Raw genomic sequence first — 23,843 nt, 5'->3', positions numbered from 1 at the left:
AACCGCATCGTCGCGCCGATCGCGCGAAGGAGTTTGCGACGAGGACGCTGTCGCGTTCTCTCGCCATGCCCCACCCAGATCGCGAATGTTTCGTTCCAGCTCGTCAGCCGGGACGGCGCACCGCGCTCACTCCTCGCGCAGCACCCGCCGCGTGGCGCTGAAGCGCTCGCCGAAGCGCGCGACCGCGTCGGCGCGCAGGCGCGGCGCGTGCTCGCGCACATAGGCCTCCAGCGAGGCCAGGCTGTCGACGCGGTAGCGCACGCTCAGGCGCACGCGGCCGGCCGCGGCCGGCGGTTCCAGTTGGGTGTGGATGCGCACGTCGACGAAGCCGGGCAGGGCCAGGATCTCGCGCGTGTGCGGGCCCAGCCAGGCGCGGTAGTCGTCGGCGATGGCCGCGTCCACGTCGACGTCGACTTCGTAGATCACGCCGGCGGCCGACGATGGCGCGCTCACATCCGCACCAGGCTGGCCAGCATCAGGAAGCCCACCGCGAACATCAGCATGAAGAAGTAGAAGTTGCCGACGATCAGATAGCGCAGCAGAGTCACCATCCAGCCGTTGCCGTACACGCGCTTCTGCATCAGCAGCAGGTAGATCGGCATCCACAGCCACAGCGCGGCCTCGACGAAACCCGCTATCCAGCCGAACCCGGCCCAGTGCGGCGAGATCGCGGCGTCCAGGCCGAACATCAGGAACATCGCCAGCAGGCTCAGGCACAGGTAGGCATGGCTGTACAGCGCCACCACCAAATGCTCCAGATAGCCGCGGCCCGAACCCAGGTAGGTCAGCTTCAGCAGCAGCGCGAACATCGGCACCAGCAGGAACAGCGCCGACGGCACCGCGCTCAGCGCGGCGTGCTCGTACAGCGAAGGGTCCTGGGTGGCGCGCTTGAAGTTGGCGTAGCCACGGCCGATCTGCTTGTTGAGCCAGCGGTTGAAGAACTCCGGCGCGCCGGCCATCACCACCGGATTGGTTTCCGCGTCCCAGGGCGCGTTGCCGAAGAAGGTCAGGCCCTCGTCGCATTCGCCGTCGCCGTAGGTCTCCACGTCGACCGCGGGCTTGCGCTTGAGCGTGCCCTCGGTGTCCAAGGCATGTTCCAACTGCAGCTGCGCGGCGCGGCAGCCGGCGCGCCGGTTGAGCTCGCGGATCGCCTGCGCGTTGCGCGCCAGGCCGGTCGCATCCTTGGCGGCGATGGTCGCGCGCTCGGCCTGCAGCGGCTTGAGCCGCTCGTCGCGCAGGCGTTCCAGCTCGGCCAGCGTGGCGGCGTTCTCGATGGTGGCCGGGATCGCCGCGTTGTCGTCCTCGACGGCGGGCGCGACGATGCCGGCGGCTTCGGCGGCGGCGTCGGGACGCGCCTTTTCGCGCAGTTGGGCCACGCGCTTGTCGGCGATCGCGTTGACTTCCTTGATGGCTTTGTCGATGCCGTCGCGCGCGCCGCCGGGCAGGCCGACGGGGATCGCCGCGCGCGCCTCTTCAAGATCCTTCAGCGCCTGCGCGCGCTCGCTCTCGACCGCCGCGACACTGCGCGCATCCTCGATGCGGTCGCCGGTGCGCCCCAGTCGCACCTTCATGCCGTCGACGACCAGCGCGCCGCTGGCGTCGCGATCGCCGGCCTTGCCCTCGTCCTCGCCGAAATGCACGGTGAACTGGGCGACGAAGAAGGTCAGCACGCTGAGAATCACGAACAGCCGCAGCGGCGGCACGTAACGCACGCGGTGACCGGCGAGGTAATTGACCGCCGTCCGGCCCGGCGACAGCAGGTCGCGCACGGTGCGGAAGATGCGGCCGTCCAGATGCCAGAACGACTCGAACACTTCCTCCAGCGCGTGGCCGGCGTGGCGCAGCGGGTTGACCACCGACTGCCCGCAGTCGTGGCAATAGTGGCCCTGCAGCGGCGCCTTGCAGTTCTCGCAATGGGTCGGCGTGGCTTCGTCGTTGGCTGCGCTCATAGGTCCGGTCGCTTGCGGCTCCCCGGCCGTTCATGGGCGAGCGGGTAAGATAGCGAGTTGCTATGGCCCGGCGCCAGCGCCCTTTGCGGTTGCGCGGCCGAAGTCGTGGTTCTGGTTCCGCGTCATGTCGTCTAATTCTGTTTCCGTCCGCCCCGGATTGTCGGGCGAAGTCCGCACCACCGCCCTGCTCGCCGCGCCCCTGGTCGCCGGCCACGTGTCCACCGGCCTGATCGGCTTCATCGACAACGTCCTGGCCGGGCACCACAGCACCACCACCCTGGCCTCGGTCACCATCGGCACCGCCTTGTGGTGGCTGCCGATGATGGTTCCGATCGGCACCCTGCTGTCGGTGCCGCCGTCGGTGTCGCAGCTCGACGGCGCCGGCCGCCGCGGCGAGATCGGCGCGTTGTTCCGCCAGGCGTTGTGGCTGGCGCTGGGCCTGGGCGTGCTGCTGTTCGCGTTCCTCACCTTCATCCCGCACGCGCTGGCGCCGATGGGCATGGCGCCGGAGATCATTCCCGGCGCGCGCGACTTCCTGCACGGCATCCGCTGGGGCGTGTTCGCGCTGACCCTGTTCTTCTGCATGCGCTATCTGGCCGAGGGCCTGCACTGGACCCTGCCGACCATGCTGATCAGCGCCGGCAGCCTGCTGGTGCTGTTGCCGATCGGCTACGTGCTGACCTTCGGCAAGCTCGGCTTTCCCGAAATGGGCGCCGGCGGCCTGGGCATCGCCTCGGCGATCATGCTGTGGATCGAGGCGATCGCGTTCGCGGTGGTGCTGTGGAACGCCAAGCGCTTCGCCGACCTCAAACTGTTCGCGCGTTTCGACGCGCCGCATTGGCCGACCATCCGCGGCCTGCTCGCCACCGGCCTGCCGATCGGCGTGACCGTGCTGATGGAAGGCAGCTTGTTCATCGTCACCGCGCTGCTGATCGGGCGGCTGGGCGAAGTGCCGGCGGCCGCGCACCAGATCGCGATCAACCTGTCGGCGCTGTGCTTCATGATCCCGATGGGCCTGGCCGAGGCGACCACGGTGCGGGTCGGCCATGCGCTGGGCCGCAACGACCTGCACGGCGTGCGCCGCGCGGCCGCGGCCGGCTACGCGATCGTGCTGGGCACCCAGCTGATCTCAGGCATCGTGCTGTTCGGCGCCAGCGACTTCCTGGTCCGCTTCTACACCGCCGATGTCGCCGTCGCGACTCTGGCCGCCTCGCTGCTGGTGTACGCGGCCGCGTTCCAGTTCCCGGACGGCATCCAGGTGCTGTCGGCCGGCGCCCTGCGCGGTCTCAAGGACACCAAGGTGCCGATGCTGCTGGCCGCGCTGGCCTACTGGGGCATAGGCATGCCGCTGGGCGCGGGCCTGGGCTTGGGCCTGGGTTGGGGGCCCAAGGGCATGTGGATCGGCCTGATCGCCGGCCTGACCGTGGCCTCGGTCCTGCTGTGCACCCGCTTCGTGCGCTCCAGCCACCCGCGCCGGATCGCCGAGCGGGCGGCAGCGCAGGGCCCCGTGGACCCGGCTCTGGCCCCGGCCGAATCCTGAACCCCGGCCATTGTTGTCCCTATGCGAAAAATCCGCGTTACGAATGGCGGATGAAGAAAATACCCCGGTCGCGGTACGCTGCGGGCGTCTAATGGAGTGTGCGCAATGAACGATACCTCGCGTCGCGGCCCGGTGGCCCGGATTTTCGTCGGCCTCTGGGACACGATGAACTTCACCCGCCGGCTGATCTTCAACCTGGTGTTCTTCTTCCTGCTGTTCGTGTTCCTGATCGCGATGGTCACCGCCGACCGGACCCGGCCGCTGCTGGACGACACCACCCTGGTGATCGCGCCGGAAGCGACCCTGGTGGAGCAGTACAGCAGCGATCCGGCTTCGCGCGCGCTGGGCCGCGCGCTGGGCGAGAAGAGCGGCGAAGTGCAGCTGCGCGACCTGTTGCGCGCGCTGGACGCGGCCAAGGACGACAAGCGCATCAACCGCGTGGTGCTGCGCCTGGATCAGCTGCAGGCCAGCGGCATGGCCTCGATGCGCGACGTCGCCGCCGCGATCGCGCGCGTGCGCGCCTCCGGCAAGCAGGTCGTCGCCTTCAGCGAGGCGATGGACCAGCGGCAGTACCTGCTGGCCGCGCAGGCCAACGAGGTCTATCTGGATCCGATGGGCGGCCTGATGCTAGAGGGCCTGGGCCGCTACCGCCTGTACTACCGCCAGGGCCTGCAGGAGAAGCTCGGCGTCGACGTGCACCTGTTCAAGGTCGGCGAGTACAAGTCCGCGGCCGAACCTTATGTGCTCGACGCCGCGTCGCCGGAAGCCAAGGAAGCCGACCTGTACTGGATGAACGACGTGTGGCAGCGCTACCTGGCCGACGTGGCCAAGGCGCGCAAGCTCGACGCCGCCAAGATCGCCGCCGACATCGACCAGATGCCGGCGCAGATCGAGGCCGCGCAGGGCGATCTGGCCAAGTACGCGCTGCAGCAGAAGCTGGTCGACGGCCTCAAGACGCGCGAACAGGTCGACGACCTGCTGATCGAGCGCGGCATGGCCGACGAGGACGCCGAAGGCGGCTTCCGCCAGATTTCGCTGGACGGCTACCTGGCCCAGCTCAACAACGCCTCGCTGCCGGCCGCGGCCGACACCCGCCCGCAGATCGCGGTGGTGGTGGCCGAGGGCGAGATCAGCGGCGGCGAGCAGCCGCCGGGCACCGTCGGCGGCGTGTCCACCGCGGCGCTGCTGCGCGAGGCGCGCGACGACGAGAACGTCAAGGCGCTGGTGCTGCGCGTGGATTCGCCGGGCGGCGAAGTGTTCGCCTCCGAGCAGATCCGCCGCGAGATCGTCGCGCTCAAGGCCGCCGGCAAGCCGGTCGTGGTCTCGATGGGCGATCTGGCCGCATCGGGTGGCTATTGGATCTCGATGAACGCCGACAAGATCTACGCCGATCCCTCGACCATCACCGGTTCGATCGGCATCTTCGGCATGATCCCGACCATTCCGCGCACTCTGGAAAAGGTCGGCGTGCGCGCCGACGGCGTCGGCACCACGCGTTTCGCCGGCGCCTTCGACATGACCCGTCCGCTGGCGCCGGAAGTGGGCCAGGTGATCCAGTCGGTGATCGATAAGGGCTACCGCGATTTCACCGGCAAGGTCGCCACCGCGCGCAAGCGTCCGGTGGAGCAGATCGACGGCATCGCCCGCGGCCGCGTGTGGAGCGGTGCGCAGGCCAAGGAGCGCGGCCTGGTCGACGATTTCGGCGGCCTGCAGACCGCGATCGAGGACGTGGCCAAGCGCGCCAAGCTGGGCAAGGACGCGTACCAGCTGCGTTATGTGGAGAAGAGCGCGACCCCGTTCGAGCGCTTCTTCGCCGGCTTCGCCGAAAGCCGCATCGGCGCGGCCTGGCTGCGCAGCGATTCCGATCTGGCGCGCGGCCTGATCGGCAAGGCCATGCCGCAGGCCGCGGCCGATCTGCGCTTCCTGCAGAGCTCGGTGCAGCCCACCCGCGGCGTGCCGGTGAAGTCGCTGGCGTATTGCTTCTGCGGGCTCTGAGGGGCCGCGGTACCGCAAGAAAAACCCCGCTACGGCGGGGTTTTTCGTTTGCGCCAACGATCACGATCGACGCGCTGGCTTCGTGGTAGGAGTGACGTGAGCCGCGATCACGCAGCCGTCGAAAGATTCGAATCGCGGCTCACGCCGCTCCTGCGCCAAGGCGGTGTTCGCGCCTAGTTCGCCTGCGCCTCGATCGAGTCGCGCTGCTTGTCCGCGGCCTCCAGCACATCGGCTTCCACCGCCTGCGCTTTCTGGATCGGTTGCTGGATGCTGTCGCGCAGCTGCGTGGCCTGCGGATCGACCGGACGCTCCTTCTCCGGCGGCTTGGGCCGGGCGCAGCCCGCGGAGGCGGCCAGAGCCAGCGCGACGGTGGCCCACAGGGCGGTGCGGAACGACGGTGAGCGCATCGCGGCATCCTCGGTCGGTGACGCGGCTATGCTACCCCGGTGGCCGCGCGCGGCAAGCGCGGGCCGCCGCAGAACCGCGACGGCGATCACCGCATGCGGCCGCGCGGCGCCCAAGGCGGAACACGGACAACGGAACAGCGGAGACAGGCATGGACCCCAAGCGTTGGCGATTGGACGGGCAACTGGCCCTGGTGACCGGCGGCAGCGCCGGCATCGGACGCGCGATCGCGCGCGAGCTGCTGGGCTTCGGCGCCGACGTGTTGCTGGCCGCGCGCGACATCGCCGCGCTCGATGCGGCGCGCGCCGAGTTGCTGGAGGATTTTCCCGAGCGCGAGGTCCAGGCCTTCGTGGCCGATGTCGCCGACGAGGAACAGCGTCGCGAGCTGCTGGACTGGGTCGAGGATTTCGGCGAGGGCCTGCACATCCTGGTCAATAACGCCGGCGGCAACCTGGTCAAGGCCAGCACCGACTACACCGAGGACGAATGGCGGCAGGTGTTCGAGATCAACCTGTTCTCGGCGTTCGAACTGTCGCGCTATGCGCACCCGTTGCTGACCCGCCACGCGGCGTCCAGCATCGTCAACGTCGGCAGCGTGTCCGGCGCCACCCACGTGCGCACCGGCGCGCCCTACGGCATGAGCAAGGCGGCGATGCACCAGATGACCCGCAACCTCGCCGTCGAATGGGCCGAGGACGGCGTGCGCGTCAACGCGGTCGCGCCCTGGTACATCCGCACCCGTCGCACCTCCGACAAGCTCGCCGATCCGGATTATCTGGACGAAGTGCTGCTGCGCACGCCGCTGGGCCGTATCGGCGAGGCCGAGGAAGTGGCCGCCGCGGTCGCCTTCCTGTGCCTGCCCGCGGCCGGCTACATCACCGGCGAATGCATCGCGGTGGACGGCGGTTTTCTGCGCTACGGGTTTTGAAGGCGCGCCGCGGGTATCCCCGTGGCGCGAATCCGATCCACGTAGCGCGAATCGCCGATGCGCGCTACGTGCATGCCGCCTCCGATCTCCCGCACCGTCATTCCGGCGAAAGCCGGAACCCATCTTGATCTTCGTTACGCCGACGCGGAACTCACACGCCGCCATCGACCGCTACGCGGCCTTGAGCCGATCGGTGGCCAAACGGGCGATGCCCCAGAACACCGACGCATCGCCCAACGCGCGCGCGGACAGCATCGCGCCGTGTATCGACGCCATGAACATCGCCGCTTCCGCCGCCGGCGTTTCGGTCAGGCGTATCGCGCCCTGCGCGGCGCCTTCTTCCAGGGTCGCGGCTAGCCACGCCTGCAGATCGGCGAAATGGCCCATGACCTCGTCGGCGACCTCGGCGGGAATGGCCGGCAGTTCCGCCGCCAGCAGCGCGCAGATGCAGATCGGCGGGTTCGAGGCGCGGATGCAGTCGGCCCAGTAACTGCCGTAGGCGACCAGCCGCGCATGCGGGTCGGGAACCGACTGTTGCAAGGACTGCAGTCCCCTCAGCGTGGCCTCGCGGTGCAGGGCCACCGTGGCCTTGACCAGATCGGCCTTGGCCGGGAAGTGGTGATGGATGCTGGCCTTGCGCACCTGCACCCGCTCGGCGATGTCGGCGTAGCTGAAACCGTTGTAGCCGCCCGCGGCCAACAACTGGTTCGCGCACCGGATGATCTCCAGCGCCTTGGGCGAGTACGACGGCGGCGATGGCGTGACTGAAGACATCAATGGGCGGCCTGGTCCGGGGCGGTGTTGCGCTTGTACAACGCCCGCGCCTGCAGCGGAATGCCGACGAGCAGCGCCAGCAACAGCGCGCCCTGCACGCCCAGCAGCAGGGGATCCTTCAAGTCCGTCACCAGCGGGTCGCCGACGGGGAGTCTGCGCAGGCTTTCGGTCGCGGTGGGCACCATCAGCAGGAACACGCTGAGGCTGAGCGCGACGGTTTGCGCATACGCCCACGCGCGCCGTGCCGGCTTCCACACCGCGATGCCGTAGCCCAGCAGCAGCGCCGCCAGCGTGACCGTGGCGATGACCAGGCCCACCGGCTGATGCGCGATCGGGTACACGGTGAGCACGCCGAGCAGCATGAACCAGAAGTAGGCGCGTCCGGCTTTGCTCTCGGGGACGATGCGTCCGTGTTTGAACAGCAGGTACGCGGCGAGCGGGATCGCGGGAAGGCTGCCCAGGGTGTGCAGCCAGCCGATCGGGGAGATGCTCATGTGGGGTGTCTTGAGGGAGGTGTGCGCAATCTACCTACTGGTAGGTAGATTGTCCAGCGGGTCGAATTGTCGCGGCCCACCCGGGGTTTAGTGTCCGCTTCGGATGGGGAGGTGTTTGCTACTTGCGCGCATGAAGACCGGAGTTGTCTGCATTTTTGATGATCTTAGGCGTCAAATCCTGCCCGCTGCTCGACGGGGGCAGAGGCAAGATGGGTTCCGCCTTGCGCTGGAATGACGGGATGGCGAGATCGTGTGGGGTAGGCGAAGGGCGTAGAGCATCCGAGCCGCTTAGCTGCCGCCGAGCCACCGAATCGACGGAGCTACGGCAGAGGCTGACGGCCGCTGACGGATGCCAGGCCGCGCAGCCGCGGTGTTCCCGTCTCGAAGCGCCGGAGTTCCAAAGGCCCGAAACGCATGGTCTCCCGACTCAGCGCCGATGCAGCCCCGCCGATGCCGGCGCGGCTACTGCCCGCAAGCGCTCTCGCGCACGATCCGGGTCATGCGCTCCACGTCGGCCTGCGCGGTCGCGCGCTGGTCGCCGGGGCCGAAGCGCAGTTGCGATTCGGCCTGGCGCAGGCGCTGCTTCCAGCTCTCGCACAGCGCGCCGTCGGCGATGCGCTGGCATTGGTCGGTGACCATCTGGCAGGCGGCGCCGGCGCCGGGCCCGCCGTTGACGTCGACCGTCTGCAGCGGCGCGCAGCGTTCGGGCTGGTCGCCCTTGTCGCTGAGGTAGCGGTCGTTGTCGAAGGTGCGGCATTCGAACAGCACCGGCGGCGGCAGGCGGTCGCTGGCTGCCGCCGTGGCGGCCGGCACGGCTTGCGCCGCAGGCGGAGCGGGCGCGGCGGCCGGCGTGGCCGGCGGCAATGCAGGCGCGGCCGGCGGCGGCGCGGACGCGGGCTGCGCGATCGGCGTGACGAACGACGGCGGCGTCGCCGAGGTCGGCGCGGCGCCGATCACGCGCTTGTCCTGTTTGCTGCCCTTGGGGCAGGGCACGTCGTTCTGCACCGTGAGGGCGCCGCTGGCATCGGTGCAACGGTAGATGGTGACCTGCTGCGCCTGCGCGGCGTCGGCCAGGGACAGCAACGCCAAACTCAACAGCCACCGCATCTTTACGCTTTGCATCGCTACCTTCCGCAATCGTCGGCCAGGCGCGCATCGATGCCGCGCTGTTCGGTCTGGATGCGCACGCGGTCGCTCTGCAACGCGCTGTTGTAGCGGCGGTCGAGTTCGTAGCGGCGATCGCTCAGCCGTGCGCAGACTTCGCTCTGCGGCAGGGCGTGGCATTCGTCGCGCACCCAGGTGCCGGCAGGGTACGCGAAAGCCGCGCCGGGCGGCAGCGGGCGCGGCGCGCCGGGACGGAACTCGGACGGCGGCGGCCGTCGCCCGCCGACGTTGTCGCCCAGCGGATTGCGGGTGGCGATCACCGGCATCAGCGTCCACAGCGGCACCCAGCGCGGATTGCCTTCGCTGGTTTCGCTGGTATAGCGCTCGCCGTCGGGCGTCACGCATTCGTACATCGGGCGTGGCGTGTTGACCACGATCACCTGCGGCCGCGGCGCCGGCGGCGCGACCGGCCTGGGTTCGGTGCGCGCGACAGGATCGGCCGCGCGCGGCGGCGGATCGCGCGGCACCGGCATCGCCCGGGTCTGCTGCTGCTCGCCGCGCGCGCAGGGCGTGTCGCGCAGGCTCAGCCGGCCCTGCGCATCGGTGCAGCGGTAGATGGTGACCTCGGCCGCCTGCGCGCCGCCGGCCAGGGCCAGCAGCGCGAACAGCAGGCAGGGGCGCGGATGCGGGAACATGCGCGCATCTTGCGCCCGCGCCGTCTAGGGCGGAAGCGCCGGCGCGCGCGGCGGCCAGCGTCGTTGACCGCCGTTCAGGCGCGCAGCACCGCGCCGCTGCGGGCGTCGCGGATCTGCGTGGGCGTGAGCAGGCCGCCGGTCTCGCCGACGCTGAGGCCGTCGGCCAGCGCCAGCACGGCCGGGTCCAGTGCGTCGCGCGCGGGCGTGGGCGGCGCGCCGGCGAGGTTGGCGCTGGTCGACACCAGCGGCCCGCCGAACGCGGCGCACAAGGCGACCACGTCGGGGTGCGCGCTCACGCGCACGGCGACGCCGTCGTGCGCGCCGGTGATCCAGCGCGGCACGCGCGCGGTGGTGGGCACGATCCAGGTGTGCGGGCCGGGCCAACTCGCCAGCACGGCACCGCGGCGGTCGATGGGCAGCGCGTCCCAGTCGAGCAGGCCGTCGAACTGCGCCAAGGCGCCGGCGATCAGGATCACGCCCTTGTCGACCGGGCGTTGTTTGATCGCGAGCAGGCGCAGCAGCGCGGCCTCGTCGAAGGGATCGCAGCCGATGCCCCAGACGGCCTCGGTGGGATAGAGCAGCACGCCGCCCCGGCGCAGCAGCGCGGCGGCGTCGGCGATGGGAAGGGGCGTGGGGGGCATGCGGCTATTGTGGCATTACGAAGGGATGTGAGCCGGGATGTGGAGCCGGCGGGTCGCGTTGGTTGCGTCGTCGTTGCGGATTCGCGGTCGCGGCTGACGCCGCTCCTACCCCAAAGCGCCGCATGCGTGTGGCGCACGACTCCGACTGCAGGAGCGGCGTGAGCCGCGACACGGAACTCGGGGGGGCGCATTGGTTTCGTCGTCGTTGCGGATTCGTGGTCGCGGCTTGCGCCGCTCATACCCCAACACATTTTGCCGCCCGATGCGGCGGCAGGGGCCGGAGCCCCTGCCGCGCAGCGGTTCAGTAGGCGATCCAGGCGTCGCGCCAGGCCCAGCCGGTGCCGGGGCGGTAGGCGTCGGCGTTGATGTTGCACCAGGAGCCTTCGGGGAAGGGCTTGCAGGCATAGAGCTTGCCGTCGCTGGCCTTGACCACGGTCTGGCCGGGCACGTACTGGCCGATGCCGTTGGGATACACGTAGTCGTACTCGGGTGTGGGGCCCGGCGGTTCCGGCGGCTGCGGCGGTTCGGGCAGGCGCACGTCGATCTGGTGCGTGCGTCCGCTGCCGTTGAGGTAGACGCGGTTGCCGGTGGCGGCGGGCACCGGCGTGATCGCGCCGTTCTGCAGCACGCCGATGCGCACGGTGCTGGCCTGCGCGTTGACGTTCTGCGCCACGCGCAGCGGCCAGGCGGCGGCCGTGGTCTGGCCGGCCATGAGCACGGTGTCGATGCGTTCGGCGTCGCTGCCGTTGGCGTTGAACACGCGCACGCTGACGGTGGTGCCGATCGGATGGTCGTTCTGCGCGGTCAGCGGGCCGGCATCGCGCCATTGCGGCAGCGGCGGATTGCCGCCGCCGGCGAACTTCACGTCCATGCAGGTGTAGAACGCTTCGGTCGAATCCGAACGCTGCCAGGTGTTGTAGATCACATGCCGGCCCGTGCGTTGCGGGATCGTGCACTGCAGCCGATAGATGCCGCCGACCACCGGCGTGTTGCCGATGCTGCAGAAATGTTCGAGGTCGTTCCAGCGCAGCGGCGTGTTCGGATCCCAGCCTTCGCGGGTGATGTAGAAGGCCCATTCGCGCGTCGCATGCGGCGCGGTGCCGCGGAACTGGAACTCGTAGCTGCCGGCGGCGATGTCGGTGGCCTGCCAGTCGTCGCGCGGCAGGTCCAGGCCGCGGAAGGTCGCGTTGTTGCCGCTGCACAGCTTGCCGTCGGGCACCACCGCGCGGTGGTTGTCGTTGGCGTTGGCCTGGTTGATGCTCATCCAGTCGTAGAACGCCTGGGTGCCGCCGACCTGGGTCGCGGCGCGACAGGCCGGATCGGTCGGATTTTCGATGTTGCCCTGCGCGCAGTAATACACGCGGCTGTAAGGATGGATCATGGTGCCGTGCGCCTGCGCGGCGCCGTGCGGCCACAAGGCGGCGACGGCGAGCGCGGCCGCGCATACGGCCTGCGTACGCGTGTTGAGGATGGTCATGTCGACTCCCGACTAGAGTGGAAGGGTGGATGGAGCCCCTCGGTCAGGAAGTCCTGCGGCGTGCGTGTCGCGGGACATGGCCGCGATCTGTTCTAGCCGTCGATAGTAGGGCGCGTGGACGCGCGAATCTGTGGCGCAGTTCGCTATGCGCTCATGCCCATTCGCATCGGAACGCGCCGATGCGGCCGCGATATGCAGCGCGCGCCATACCGCCGCGCATGTTGCGCGGATGCGTCGCGCGCATACGAAAAACCCCGGACGGGCCGGGGTTTTCGTTTGCCACGTGTCGGATCGCGCGCGATCAGGAAGCTTTCTTGACCAGCTTCTTGGCCGCGCTGATCGGCTTCTTGGGCGTCGCCACGGTCTCGACCGCCTTCACCGTCGCGGTCTTGGTCGCGGTCTTCTTGGTCGCTTTCTTCGCGGTCTTCTTCGCGGCCTTCTTGGCCACCTTCTTCGCCGCCGGCTTCTTCTCCGCGGTCTTCTTGGCGGCCGCCTTCTTGGCCGGCGCATCCTTCTTGGCCGCGGTCTTCTTGCCGAAGCGGCCGCGCATCGGCTTGCCGGTTTCCTCCATCAGCTTGACCACTTCCTCCAGCGTCAGCGACGCCGGTTCGCGGTCCTTGGGGATGCGGCCGTTGAGCTTGCCGTCGCTGATGTAGGGACCGAAGCGGCCGTTGAGCACCTGGATGTCGCTGCCGTCGAACTCCTTGATGATGCGGTTGCGCGCGATCTCTTCCTTCTCCTCGATCAGGAACACCGCGCGCGCCAGGTCGATCGTGTACGGATCGTCCTCCTTCTTCAGCGAGGCGTAGGTGCTGCCGCGCTTGGCGAAGGGGCCGAAGCGGCCGATGCCGACGCTGACTTCCTCGTCCTTGTCCTGGCCCAGCTTGCGCGGCAGCTTGAACAGCTCCAGCGCATCCTCCAGGCCGATGGTGTGCATGCTCTGGCCGGGGCGCAGCGACGCGAAGGTCGGCTTGTCCTCGTCCTCGGCGGTGCCGATCTGCGCGTACGGCCCGTAGCGGCCCAGGCGCACGCTGACCGGCTTGCCGCTCTTGGGATCGGTGCCCAGCTCGCGCGCGCCGGTGGCCTCGCTGCGATCGACCGATTCCTTCTTTTCCTCGACCAGCTTCTTGAACGGTTCCCAGAACCGTTCCATCAGCGGCACCCATTCCTCCTCGCCGCGCGACACCGCGTCCAGCTCGTCTTCGAGCTTGGCGGTGAAGTCGTAGTCGACGTACTGGGTGAAGTGGCCGGACAGGAACTTCGACACCGCGCGGCCGACGTCGCTGGGACGGAAGCTGCGGCTTTCCAGTTCGACGTACTTGCGGAACAGCAGGGTCTGGATGATCGAGGCGTAGGTCGAGGGACGGCCGATGCCGTATTCCTCCAGCGCCTTGACCAGCGCCGCTTCGGTGTAGCGCGCCGGCGGCTGGGTGAAGTGCTGGTCGGTGTGGATGCGGTCCAGCGGCACGCGGTCGCCGGTCTTCATCGCCGGCAGCTTGCGGCCTTCGTCCTCGTCCTCGGCGGCCTTGCTGTCCTTGCCCTCCTCGTACACGGCCAGGAAGCCCGGGTCGACCACGGTGGTGCCGCTGGCGCGGAAGCTGTGTTCGCTGCCCGCGGCCAGATCCACCGACACGGTGTTGAGCGTGGCCGGCACCATCTGCGAGGCGACGGTGCGCTTCCAGATCAGCTCGTACAGGCGGCGCGCGTCGTCGTCGAGGAAGCGCGACACCTGCGCGGGCGTGCGCAGCGCGGACGTCGGGCGCACCGCTTCGTGCGCTTCCTGGGCGTTCTTGGACTTGGTCTTGTAGACGTTGGGCTGGTCGGGCAGGGCGCGGGTGCCGTAGTCGCGCGCGATCACGTCGCGCAGTTCGACCAGGGCATCGGCCGACAGCGCGACCGAGTCGGTACGCATGTAGCTGATCAGGCCGACGGTGCCTTCGTCGCCGATCGCCACGCCTTCGTACAGCTTCTGCGCGACCTGCATGGTGCGCTTGGTGGTGAAGCCGAGCTTGCGCGCGGCTTCCTGCTGCAGCGTGGAGGTGGTGAACGGCGGCGCCGGACGGCGCTTGCGCTCCTTGCTGGCCACGTCGGTGACGTGCAACGCGCCGTTGGCGGCCGCGACCAGGCGCTTGCGCGCGGCCTCGGCGGTATCGCCCTCGGTGATGGTGAACTGCTCGAACTTCTTGCCGTCCAGCTTGACCAGCTTGGCGGTGAAGGTCTGGGTCGGGTGCGCGCACTCGGCCTCGATGGTCCAGTACTCGCGCGCGACGAAGGCTTCGATCTCCTCCTCGCGCTCGACGATCATGCGCAGCGCGGGCGACTGCACGCGGCCGGCGGACAGGCCGCGCTGGACCTTGCGCCACAACACCGGCGACAGATTGAAGCCGACCAGGTAGTCCAGCGCGCGGCGCGCCTGCTGGGCGTCGACCAGGGGCGCGGCGATCTGGCGCGGCGCGTTCATCGCCTCCTTGATCGCGCGCGGGGTGATCTCGGTGAACACCACGCGCTGCAGCGGCTTGCCGTCGAGCAGGCCGCGCTCGCGCAGGATCTCGCCGATGTGCCAGCTGATCGCCTCGCCTTCGCGGTCCGGGTCGGTCGCCAGAAACAGGTTGTCGGCGCTCTTGGCGGCCTTGGCGATGGCGTCGACGTGTTTTTCGTTCTTCTCGATGACCGCGTAGTCCATCGCGAAGTGGTTGTCCGGATCGACCGCGCCTTCCTTGGGCACCAGATCGCGGACGTGGCCGTAGGAGGCCAGGACGGTGAAGTCCTTGCCGAGGTACTTGTTGATCGTCTTGGCCTTGGCGGGCGACTCGACGATGAGGAGGTTCTTGGCCATTGGAGCTCCGCAGGGGCCGTTCCGGCCCGCTGCCTGTGACTAACGCAAAGAAGGCTACGCCCGCGGCAATGAAGACGCGGGCGTTCAGGGTTTCCTTTTTTATTGGGACCATGCGGCGGCCCCGGCTGTCAAGCACGGGCCGCCGCGAGTGCGACCGGGAGCCGCTTAGGACCGGGCTCCCATTCAGCTTCGCGCGTTCAGGTTCAGCGGCTCGCCAGGCCCATCGCGGCCACCATGAACAGCAGGAAGACCAGGTACAGGGCGATCAGCACGCCGAAGATCACCAGGATCACGGTCGCGACCGTGCCCAGCTCGCGGCGCTGGCGTTCCGGGTAGGCGGTGAAGGCCCAGCGGTCGACCACCAGGGTGCTGGCCATCATGTCGTGCAGGCCGCGCTTGCGGTCGGTGAAGGCGGCCATCAGCAGGCCGATGCCCAGGATCAGGCTGCTGACCATGTAGGCGAAGTAGCGGCCGACGCCGCGCGCGGTCGAGATGCGGCCGCCGTTGTCGTCGGTGACCTTGATGCCGATCGCCATCTTGCCCAGCGTGGCCTGCTTGGCCGAGGCGTGGAACATGGCGAAGTACACCACCTGCATGATCAGCGGGATCAGGTAGACCGCCACGATCATCGCGATCGCGCCGCTGCTGGCGAACAGGTTTTCCGGGCTGCCGCTCATGCCGATGCCGACGCCGAACAGCACCATCATCAGGATCATCTGAATGACCATGCCGGCCACGCCGACCACGAAGCCGTCGATCATGCTGGCGGCCACGCGCTTCCAGAAGCCGGCGTAGACGATCTCGCCGCCGTGCACGACCTGCTCGGTCTCGGCCAGCGCGGCGCGCGGCGGCGAGTACGGCGAGGCCGGTTCGGCGATGGCGTAGGGATTGGCGTCGGCGTCCGGCGCGGAATCGGCGGTGGCGGTGGCGAACGTGGCCGCGGCGACGGCGGGACGGCCGGCGCCGGGCACGATCTCGCCGATCATCTCGCGCCAGGGGCGCCAGCTTTCCATGCCTTCGCGCCAGACCAGGGTCTCGGGCGAGAGCTGGCCGTGGCTGTGCAGCTCGGCCAGGTCTTCGGCGCGCACCGGGCCGTGACGGTTGCGGTCGCTGTCGCTGTAGTACCAATCGGTCATGTCGGTTCAGCCGTTGCTGATGGAGGTGCCCGGACGGCAGGTGCCGGGGCGGTAGATCGCGGGCAGGTCGCCGCCGCTGCAATCCCAGGTGAGGATATCGCCCTGCGGAATCGCCTCGAACCAGACGGTCTTGCCGTCGACGCGCGGGCCGATGCCGCGCAGCTCGATTTCCAGCGCGCAATGCCCGTTCTGCATCGTGCCGATCTTGATCTGCGCGGTGGTGGCGGTGGCGTAGTCGCTGGGGTCGCCGAAATCCTCGTCGCCGTTGCTGGGGCAGCGGCCGTTGGCGGCGTAGTACTCGGCCACGGCCAGCTTGACGCTGTTGGCTTCGTTGAAGCTCTGCATGGTCTTGGCGCGCAAGGTGTAGTCCTGATAGGCCGGCAGCGCGATCGCCGCCAGAATGCCCACCGTCGGCACGGCCAACACCGCCAGCACGATCACCGCGATCAGGCAGCCGGACATGCCGCGCTTGGCCGGCGAGGCGGGACGCATGCCGGCGCCGTTGCCCGCGCCGGACGCGCTGCCGGCGTAGGCGCCCGCGCCCGCATAGGCGGTGCCGGCGCTGACGCCGATCGGGCCGCCCGGCGGCAACGGCGGCGGCTTGGCGGTGTCCTGCTGGATGCCGTCCAGGCCGAGTTCCTCGGAGACGCGGTCCAGCGGCTGCCATTCGCGCAGGCCGTCGCGCCACACCAGCGTGTCGCGCTGGATGCGGCGTTCGCGATAGCGGGTCTGCAGGTCTTGTTCGCTCAAAGGTCCGACGCGGCCTTGCGCCGCATCGTGGTAGTACCAATCCGCCATCTCGCTCCCCCCGGAGTCGTCCTTGATGAGGCGCTGCCGCGGGGACGGCGCCGGCACGGCGCCTCCCCAGGCGCCGCGCGCTTGATTCGTGCGAGCTTAATGTACCGGTTCGGGCTCGTCTTCGAACATCTGCGTTTCCATCCAGGCGTAGGCCGCTTCCGACCCCGGCTGGTTGAACAGCACCATCAGCACGACCCACTTCAGGTCGTCCAGATCGAGCTCGTCCTGATCCAGCGCCATCGCCCGATCCAGCACCAACTCGCGCTGGTCGGCGTCGAGGATGCCGTGCTGTTCCAGGAACATCAGGAAACCGCGGCACTCGACGTCGAGCTTGTCCAGCTCGGGGCCGAAGTAGATGCGGGTGGGGCCGTTGGCGCGCGGCGTGCTGACGCCGGGCCGTTGCTGGGCCAGCGCATCGAGCCACTCGAAGGCTTTGTTGATTTCGGCGGGGCTGAAACCGGCCTGGCCCAGTTCGTCGAACAGGGGGCCGCTGCGGAGCGAATCGCGGTCGCGGACCAGGTCCGCATCGTCGGTGAAGTAATGCTCGAACAGGTACAGCAGGACGTCCAGGATGCTCTCTTTCATTTCCCTCGGCCTGCGCCGCATGCGGCGCGGTGGGTCCGGAGTGGCTGACGACCGCTGGGCCCCTGCGCAGGGAGTACTCAGCGGTTGCGGAAGTAACGGCCGTGTTGCGCCGCTACGCGACCCTCAAGCTCCATGAGCAGCAGCATGGAGGACAGTACGGCAGGCGTCAATCCGGTTCGTTCGACCAGGCCATCCATACCGGTGGGGTCGTGGCCGAGCGCGTTCCACAAGGACTGGTAGTCGCGATCGTCGAGGCGCTCATCCTGAACGGGCCTCGTGACCGCCGTGTGGCTGCAAGGTATGGGGGCGTCCAGACGCAGTCGCAAGCTGTCGGCCAGCTCCTGCGCCAGCGGCGCCAGGGCGTCGGTCAGCTCCTGTGCGGTTTCGACCAGGGCGGCGCCGTCGCGGATCAGGCGGTGGCAGCCGCGCGCGAGCGGGTTGTGGATCGAGCCGGGCAGGGCGAACACCTCTCGCCCGGCCTCGGCCGCCAGGCGCGCGGTGATCAGCGCCCCGGAGCGCTGCGCCGCCTCGACCACCAGGGTGCCCAGGCTGAGGCCGGCGATGATGCGGTTGCGCGAGGGGAAGTGCGAGGGCCGCCCCTGCGTGCCGGGCAGGTGTTCGCTGACCACCGCGCCTTCCGCGGCCAGGCGCGCGTGCAGGGCCGCGTTGGCGCGCGGGTAGGGCACGTCCGGGCCGGTGCCCAGCACGGCCACGCTGAGCCCGCCCGCGGCCAGCGCGGCCTGATGCGCGGCGGTGTCGATGCCGGCGGCCAGGCCGCTGGTCACGCCCAGGCCGGCGCCGGCCAGCGCGCGGGCGAAGTCGGCGGCGTTGTCGCGCCCGCCCGGCGTGGGCGCGCGGCTGCCGACCACGGCCACAGCCGGGTGCCACAGCCGGACCGGATCGCCGGCCACGAACAACGCCAGCGGCGGGTTGGGCGCGCGCCGCAGCAAGGCCGGGTAGTCGGGGTGGCGCCAGTCGATGAGGTGATGGCCGGGCCGGTCCAGCCAGGCCTGCGCGTGCACCAGCTCGGCCGCGTCCGGCGCCTGCAGGGCGGCGATCTGGGCCGGGTCCAGTCCGGCCTCGCGCCAGGCCGCCGGACCGGCCGCGCGCGCGGCAGCGGCGCCTGCATGGCGTTCCAGCAGGCTGCGGCGCGGTGCGCACGGTCCGTCGGCGGCGATCAGGGCGAGCAGGGCGTGGCGGTCGGCGGCGGTGTCGGTCATGGACACAGCCTGGGCCTGAAACGACGACGGCGCCCTAGGGCGCCGTCGCATGCTGCGGTAGGAAAACCCCGGCCTGCGGCCTAGGGCAACGCCGATCAGTACGGCGCGTCCGGATGCTTGAGCTCGTAACCCACGCGGGTCGGGCGCACGCCTTCCATGACCAGGCCGTAGCTGACCTTGTCGAAGGTGCGGAAGATCATCACGTGACCGGCGTATTCGTCGGGCGCGCGGACCTTGCTGGCGCGGCCGACGGTGTCGTCGCTGCGCTCGGCGCCGACCTTGACCCGGTCGACCACGTTGCGGCCGACGCGCCAGGTCGACAGCACGGTACCGTTGTCGATGCCGTCCAGACGGCCCACCGACAGGGCAACCACGTCGCGCGCGCCGCCGCTGGTGAGCTGGTCGGCCACCGCCAGGACGCGGGCGTGTCCGTACTGGAACTCCTGCTTCGGCGGATGCGGGAAGAACTGCAGGTCGTAGGGCTGGGCTTCGACCGGGATCAGGCGGTCGCCCACCCGGACTTCGCGGCCGGCATCGTCGATCAGCAGGGTGCTGGCGCCGACGCCGCCGACTTCGCCGCGGCTCACGGTGCCGGTGGTCAGCTGCATCAGCTCGTAGCCGATGATGTCGCCACGGCCCTGGGGCAGGGTGGCGTCGGTCCACAGCGCCTGGAAGCCGGCCGGGTTACGGCCGTTGAAGTCCAGCTCGTGGCTGCGCAGGGTGGTGGCGCGGCCGGTGACGTCGCAGCACTTCTCGTTCTTGAGGCGGCTGTAGCGCTGGGTCGGGCGGACCACGGCGTAGCGCTGGCCGGCCTGGGCGCCTTGCAGGCCCTTGATGTAGGCGACCTGGCCCTGGGCGCCGCGCAGGCGGTCCTCTTCGAGGCTGACCACGTAGGGCAGGTGCTCGAAGCTGTCGACCACGCGCAGGTTCTTCAGGAACGGCTCGACCTGCTCCAGCGGGATGCCGGTGATCGGGGCTTCCTGACGCGGACCGGGCTGCACGCCCAGGCGGTCCAGGTAGGCCAGCGAGATCACGTCGCCCGGGTAGATCAGGTGCGGATTCTTGATCTGCGGGTTGGCCTGCCAGATTTCCGGCCACAGCCACGGACGCTTCAGGAAACGCCCGGCGATGTCCCACAGGGTATCGCCCCGCTTGACCACGTAGGTGTCGGGGTGACCGCCTTGCATCTCCGCCGCGAGGGCGTAGGTGGCGATCGTCAGCAACGCGGCGGTTGCAACCGCGCGGAATGGTTTAAACATGGCGGCCATCTACCTGATTCCCCTTGCAGGTTTGCCCATTGCGGGCCTCGGAACTATAGCCCAGAAGAACCCCGTGCTTGCAAGCTTTCAGGGCCCAAAACGGGGTTACAATCCCCTTCTTGCTTGTGTATGTGACCGACGCCCCCATTTTTTTCGACGCCATGTCTCTGTTGCCGATCCTCGAATTTCCCGACCCCCGCCTGCGCACCAAAGCCGTGCCGGTCGACCCTGCCCGCGTCACCGAGCCGGCGTTCCAGACGCTGCTCGACGACATGTTCGAGACCATGTACGACGCCCCGGGCATCGGTCTGGCCGCCAGTCAGGTCGACGTGCACCAGCGCTTCATGGTGATAGACGTGTCGGAGGAGCACGACCGGCCGTTGGTCTTCATCAACCCCGAAATCGTGGCCAAGGCCGGCGAGCAGGTCTACCAGGAAGGCTGTCTGTCGGTGCCAGGCATCTTCGCCGACGTGACCCGCGCCAACGAGATCACGGTGCGCGCGATCGGCCGCGACGGCCAGCCCTTCGAGCTGCAGATCGACGGCCTGCTGGCGGTGTGCATCCAGCACGAGATGGACCACCTGGACGGCAAGCTGTTCGTCGACTACCTCTCGCCGCTCAAGCGCGAGATGGTGCGCAAGAAGCTGGCCAAGCAGCGCAAGCTCGCCGGCGACGCGGCCTGAGCGCGGCGCCGCTGGCGCCGGTGCAGGCCTGGTTCGGCGCCGCCTTCGCCGCGCCCTGCCTGGCGATGCTGGCCGCCCACGGCGGCCGCTTGCTCGGCGATCGCGTGCGCCTGTACGCGCCCGACGAACTGATCGAGCGCAACCTCACCTACGAAACCCGCGAATACTGCCCCGGCTATCTCGCCATCGGCGACGACAGCGGCGGGCGCGCGATAATGATCGATCCCTGCCTGCCCGATCCGCCGGTGTACTGCGTGGATCACGGCGCGATGACGGCCGACGCGTTCGAGCGCCTGGCGCCGGGCTTGTCGGGCTGGCTGCAACGCGGCGGTCCGCTGTCGCGCGACGCCTGACGGCCGCGCGCGTCGCATCCGCCGACGCAACGCCGCCGCCGGCCTGGCACCCTTGAAGGAGTTCGCAACGTGAGAATCGTTTTCGCCGGCACCCCCGATTTCGCCGTGCCCAGCCTGCGCGCGGCCGCGCAGTACAACGAAGTCGTCGCCGTCTACACCCAGCCCGATCGTCCCGCCGGCCGCGGCCGCGAACTCACGCCCTCGCCGGTCAAGCGCGAGGCGCTGCTGCGCGGCATTCCGGTGCTGCAGCCGGAGAACTTCAAGGCCGCGATCTCGCGCAAGGCGCTGCGCGCGCTGCAGCCGGACCTGATGATCGTGGTCGCCTACGGCCTGATCCTGCCGCAGTCGGTGCTCGACATTCCCGTCCACGGCTGCTGGAACGTGCACGCGTCCTTGCTGCCGCGCTGGCGCGGCGCCGCGCCGATCCAGCGCGCTATCGAGGCCGGCGACCGCGAGACCGGCGTGTGCCTGATGCAGATGGAGAAGGGCCTGGACACCGGTCCGGTGCTGCTGGCGCAGACCACCGACATCGACGCCAACGAAACCGGCGGACAACTGCACGACCGCCTGGCCGATATCGGCGCGCAGGTGCTGCGCGACGGTCTGGGCCTGCTGCGCGCCGACCTGCGTCCGCGGCCGTGGGTGCAACCGGAGGATGGCGTGACCTACGCCCACAAGCTCGACAAGGCCGAGGCGCGGCTGGACTGGCAGCAGCCCGCGACCGCGCTGGCGGCCAAGGTGCGCGCGTTCAATCCCTGGCCGATGGCCGAGGCGGTGCTGGCCGGCGAGCGCCTGCGCCTGCACGGCGCGATCGCGCTGCCGCTGGATCACGGCGCCGCGCCGGGCACCGTGCTGCAGGCCGGCCGCGACGGCATCGACGTGGCCTGCGGCGAAGGCGCGCTGCGCATCCGCGTGCTGCAACGCGACGGCGGCAAGGCCATCACCGCGGCCGATTACCTCAACGGCCGCCGCGACCTGGCGGTCGGCGCGTGAACGCGTCCAGCGGCGCCGAAAGCCGCGCGGTCGCCGCGCGCGTGCTCGATGCGGTGCTGCACCGCGGCCGCTCGCTCAAGCCCGAACTCGGCAGCGCCTTGCCGGCGCTGAAAGATCCGCGCGATCGCGCGCTGGTGGAGGCGATCTGCTTCGCTGTGCTACGCCAGCCCGCGCGTTACGAGGCCGCGCTCAAGGCCTGGATGCCGCGCCCGTTGGGCAAGCGCGACAGCGACCTGCGCGCGCTGCTCTACGTCGGTTTCGCCCAGCTCGATCTGGCCCTGCCCGCGCACGCCGCGGTCGCGGCCACCGTCGATGCCGCGCGCAGCATCGGCCGCAGCCATCAGGCCGGTCTGGTCAACGCCCTGCTGCGGCGCGCGCTGCGCGACGGCCTGCCGGCGGTGGACGCGCATGCGCATTGGCCGGCCTGGCTGCGGACGCGTATCGCCGGCGACTGGCCGCAAGACGAGATCGCGATCCTCGACGCCAGCACCCGCGCGCCGCCGCTGTGGCTGCGCGTGAACCGGTTGCAGGGCACGCGCGACGGCTATCGCGCGCGTTTGCACGAAGCCGGCATCGACGCCGCCGTCGACGACGCGCTGCCCGACGCCCTGCGCTTGGACGAAGCGCTCGCCATCGCCTCGCTGCCGGGCTTCGCCGACGGTGCGGTCTCGGTGCAGGACGGCGCCGCGCAACGCGTCGCCGATGCGCTGGCGCCGCCGCCCGGCGCACGCGTGCTCGATGCCTGCGCCGCGCCCGGCGGCAAGGCCGCGCATCTGCTCGAACGCGACCCCGGCCTGCGCCTGACCGCGCTGGACATCGACGCGGCGCGCTTGAACACGGTGCGCAGCGGGCTGACGCGGTTGCGTCTGGACACGCATGCGCGCCTGCTCTCGGCCGACGCGTCCGACACGGCGGCCTGGTGGGACGGCACGCCTTTCGACGCGGTGTTGCTGGACGCGCCGTGCTCGGCCACGGGCATCGTGCGCCGCCAGCCCGATGTGCTGATGCACCGGCGCGAGAACGACGTGAGCGCGGTGAGTGCGTTGCAGGCGCGCCTGCTGGATGCGTTGTGGCGCACGGTGGCGCCGGGCGGGGTGCTGCTGTACGCGACGTGTTCGATCCTCAAGCAGGAGAACGAGGATCAGGTGCGCGGGTTCCTTGCGCGCGCGTCGGATGCGCGGGTCGAGGATTTGGGCGAGGGGTTCGGTCGCGATCGCGAGGTGGGTCGGCAGCGGTTGCCGGGGGAGTTGGGTTACGATGGGTTTTTCTATTCGCGCTTGCGTAAAGCGGCGTAGTTTCGCGATCCACCGGTTGCTCCGCAGTCCTCTGTAGGAGCGGCGTCCCACAGGGATTTCCTTCGGTCATGAGCCGCGACCGCGAATCCCGGCGACCGCGTCTGTCCGGTTCCGATGACGTCCAGATTCCGGCGTCGCGCTTTTTAGCTCCCTCCTTTGGCAAAGGAGGGTTGGGGAGGATTTGCTGTTGTTTCGCTTCTTCTGACCGAAGGTCAACGGCTTCCGCCTGCTGCGCATGCGGGTCACTTTCTCTTGCTCGCGCTCTCTTTAGGAGAGGCGTGAGCCGCGACCGCGAATCCCGGTTATTGCGCCTATCCGGCTCCGATGGTCTCCAGATCCCGGCGTCACGCTTTTAGCTCCCTCCTTTGACAAAGGGTGAAGCCGTGCGTTTAGGAACCGCAGGTTCGTGCACGGGTGAACGACAACAGGCTGTGCCTGTTGGCCGGGCGGGTTGGGGAGGATTTGCTTTTGTTCTTGCTCTGTTGCTTCTGACCGAAGGTCAAAGGCTTCCGCCCGCTGCGCATGCGGGTCACTTTCTCTTGCCGGTGCTCCCTGTAGGAGCGGCGTGAGCCGCGACCGCGAATCCCGGTTATTGCGCCTATCCGGCTCCGATGGTCTCCAGATCCCGGCGTCCCGCTTTTAGCTCCCTCCTTTAACAAAGGAGGGTTGGGGAGGATTTGCTT

Annotated in this window: 22 protein-coding genes; 7 read left to right on the top strand and 15 right to left on the bottom strand. The window is 69.5% G+C overall.

From position 1 onward, the window contains the following. Positions 1-126: 126 nt before the first annotated feature. Both LVB77_RS21085 and LVB77_RS21080 read right to left on the bottom strand, forming a co-directional pair. Positions 127-453: a DUF4286 family protein gene (locus tag LVB77_RS21085; RefSeq protein ID WP_232908152.1), complete on the bottom strand. Its 327-nt coding sequence runs from the start codon at positions 451-453 to the stop codon at positions 127-129. Further along, the gene (locus tag LVB77_RS21080; RefSeq protein WP_232908151.1) at positions 450-1,949 is read right to left on the bottom strand and encodes a DUF3667 domain-containing protein; all 1,500 of its coding nucleotides are present in this window, start codon (positions 1,947-1,949) and stop codon (positions 450-452) included. The genes LVB77_RS21085 and LVB77_RS21080 overlap by 4 nt, the downstream gene beginning before the upstream one ends. Positions 1,950-2,073: 124 nt before the next feature. Between LVB77_RS21080 and LVB77_RS21075 the strand changes: the two genes are divergently transcribed. Together LVB77_RS21075 and sppA are read left to right on the top strand one after the other, a co-directional pair. Beyond that, positions 2,074-3,489 (top strand): MATE family efflux transporter, encoded by a 1,416-nt coding sequence (locus tag LVB77_RS21075; RefSeq protein WP_232908150.1) that lies wholly within the window; start codon positions 2,074-2,076, stop codon positions 3,487-3,489. A gap of 105 nt (positions 3,490-3,594) precedes the next feature. Then, complete coding sequence (gene sppA, locus LVB77_RS21070) at positions 3,595-5,484, top strand: signal peptide peptidase SppA (RefSeq protein WP_232908149.1); 1,890 nt, start codon at positions 3,595-3,597, stop codon at positions 5,482-5,484. 173 nt (positions 5,485-5,657) lie between these two features. Here the strand turns inward: sppA and LVB77_RS21065 are convergent, their stop codons facing one another. Then, positions 5,658-5,891, bottom strand: a complete 234-nt coding sequence (locus tag LVB77_RS21065; protein WP_232908148.1) for a hypothetical protein — start codon at positions 5,889-5,891, stop codon at positions 5,658-5,660. A gap of 149 nt (positions 5,892-6,040) precedes the next feature. On the opposite strand from LVB77_RS21065, the gene LVB77_RS21060 reads away from it, so the two are divergent. Then, the gene (locus LVB77_RS21060; protein ID WP_232908147.1) at positions 6,041-6,817 is read left to right on the top strand and encodes an SDR family oxidoreductase; all 777 of its coding nucleotides are present in this window, start codon (positions 6,041-6,043) and stop codon (positions 6,815-6,817) included. Positions 6,818-6,988: 171 nt separating this feature from the next. On the opposite strand, the gene LVB77_RS21055 is transcribed toward LVB77_RS21060, so the two are convergent. The 12 genes from LVB77_RS21055 to LVB77_RS21000 all read right to left on the bottom strand — a co-directional run bounded on the left by LVB77_RS21055 (position 6,989) and on the right by LVB77_RS21000 (position 19,836). Then, entirely contained in the window at positions 6,989-7,591 is a 603-nt protein-coding gene (locus LVB77_RS21055; protein ID WP_232908146.1) for a TetR/AcrR family transcriptional regulator, read from the bottom strand. Then, positions 7,591-8,085: a hypothetical protein gene (locus LVB77_RS21050; protein ID WP_232908145.1), complete on the bottom strand. Its 495-nt coding sequence runs from the start codon at positions 8,083-8,085 to the stop codon at positions 7,591-7,593. Before LVB77_RS21050 ends, LVB77_RS21055 begins: the two co-directional genes overlap by 1 nt. Positions 8,086-8,547: 462 nt before the next feature. Beyond that, positions 8,548-9,207 (bottom strand): DUF4124 domain-containing protein, encoded by a 660-nt coding sequence (locus LVB77_RS21045; protein ID WP_232908144.1) that lies wholly within the window; start codon positions 9,205-9,207, stop codon positions 8,548-8,550. 2 nt (positions 9,208-9,209) lie between these two features. Next, a complete protein-coding gene (locus tag LVB77_RS21040; protein ID WP_232908143.1) occupies positions 9,210-9,884 on the bottom strand; it encodes a DUF4124 domain-containing protein in 675 nt (224 codons plus the stop codon). Between the two features lie 74 nt (positions 9,885-9,958). Next, entirely contained in the window at positions 9,959-10,525 is a 567-nt protein-coding gene (locus LVB77_RS21035; RefSeq protein ID WP_232908142.1) for a Sua5/YciO/YrdC/YwlC family protein, read from the bottom strand. A gap of 301 nt (positions 10,526-10,826) precedes the next feature. Then, positions 10,827-11,906, bottom strand: a complete 1,080-nt coding sequence (locus tag LVB77_RS21030) for a lytic polysaccharide monooxygenase (RefSeq protein ID WP_232910394.1) — start codon at positions 11,904-11,906, stop codon at positions 10,827-10,829. 397 nt (positions 11,907-12,303) lie between these two features. Continuing rightward, complete coding sequence (locus LVB77_RS21025; RefSeq protein WP_232908141.1) at positions 12,304-14,838, bottom strand: DNA topoisomerase I; 2,535 nt, start codon at positions 14,836-14,838, stop codon at positions 12,304-12,306. 203 nt (positions 14,839-15,041) lie between these two features. Further along, the gene (locus LVB77_RS21020; RefSeq protein ID WP_232908140.1) at positions 15,042-15,974 is read right to left on the bottom strand and encodes an RDD family protein; all 933 of its coding nucleotides are present in this window, start codon (positions 15,972-15,974) and stop codon (positions 15,042-15,044) included. 6 nt (positions 15,975-15,980) lie between these two features. Then, a complete protein-coding gene (locus tag LVB77_RS21015) occupies positions 15,981-16,772 on the bottom strand; it encodes a pilin (RefSeq protein ID WP_232908139.1) in 792 nt (263 codons plus the stop codon). Positions 16,773-16,868: 96 nt separating this feature from the next. After that, positions 16,869-17,357 (bottom strand): DUF494 family protein, encoded by a 489-nt coding sequence (locus LVB77_RS21010; RefSeq protein ID WP_232908138.1) that lies wholly within the window; start codon positions 17,355-17,357, stop codon positions 16,869-16,871. A gap of 77 nt (positions 17,358-17,434) precedes the next feature. After that, a complete protein-coding gene (gene dprA / locus LVB77_RS21005) occupies positions 17,435-18,577 on the bottom strand; it encodes a DNA-processing protein DprA (RefSeq protein WP_232908137.1) in 1,143 nt (380 codons plus the stop codon). Positions 18,578-18,672: 95 nt separating this feature from the next. Beyond that, positions 18,673-19,836, bottom strand: a complete 1,164-nt coding sequence (locus LVB77_RS21000) for a LysM peptidoglycan-binding domain-containing protein (protein WP_232908136.1) — start codon at positions 19,834-19,836, stop codon at positions 18,673-18,675. Between the two features lie 161 nt (positions 19,837-19,997). On the opposite strand from LVB77_RS21000, the gene def reads away from it, so the two are divergent. From def to rsmB, 4 genes are all read left to right on the top strand, one after another. Beyond that, complete coding sequence (gene def, locus LVB77_RS20995; protein ID WP_232908135.1) at positions 19,998-20,519, top strand: peptide deformylase; 522 nt, start codon at positions 19,998-20,000, stop codon at positions 20,517-20,519. 20 nt (positions 20,520-20,539) lie between these two features. Beyond that, complete coding sequence (locus tag LVB77_RS20990) at positions 20,540-20,872, top strand: hypothetical protein (protein ID WP_232908134.1); 333 nt, start codon at positions 20,540-20,542, stop codon at positions 20,870-20,872. 69 nt (positions 20,873-20,941) lie between these two features. Then, positions 20,942-21,865 (top strand): methionyl-tRNA formyltransferase, encoded by a 924-nt coding sequence (gene fmt / locus LVB77_RS20985; RefSeq protein ID WP_232908133.1) that lies wholly within the window; start codon positions 20,942-20,944, stop codon positions 21,863-21,865. Beyond that, on the top strand, positions 21,862-23,160 hold the full coding sequence (rsmB, locus tag LVB77_RS20980; protein ID WP_232908132.1) for a 16S rRNA (cytosine(967)-C(5))-methyltransferase RsmB: 1,299 nt from the start codon (positions 21,862-21,864) through the stop codon (positions 23,158-23,160). The genes fmt and rsmB overlap by 4 nt, the downstream gene beginning before the upstream one ends. Positions 23,161-23,843: the final 683 nt, after the last annotated feature.

Origin of the sequence: Lysobacter sp. 5GHs7-4 (assembly GCF_021284765.1) — a bacterium.
Taxonomy (GTDB): domain Bacteria; phylum Pseudomonadota; class Gammaproteobacteria; order Xanthomonadales; family Xanthomonadaceae; genus Lysobacter.
This window is presented reverse-complemented; position numbering and strand designations above follow the sequence as displayed.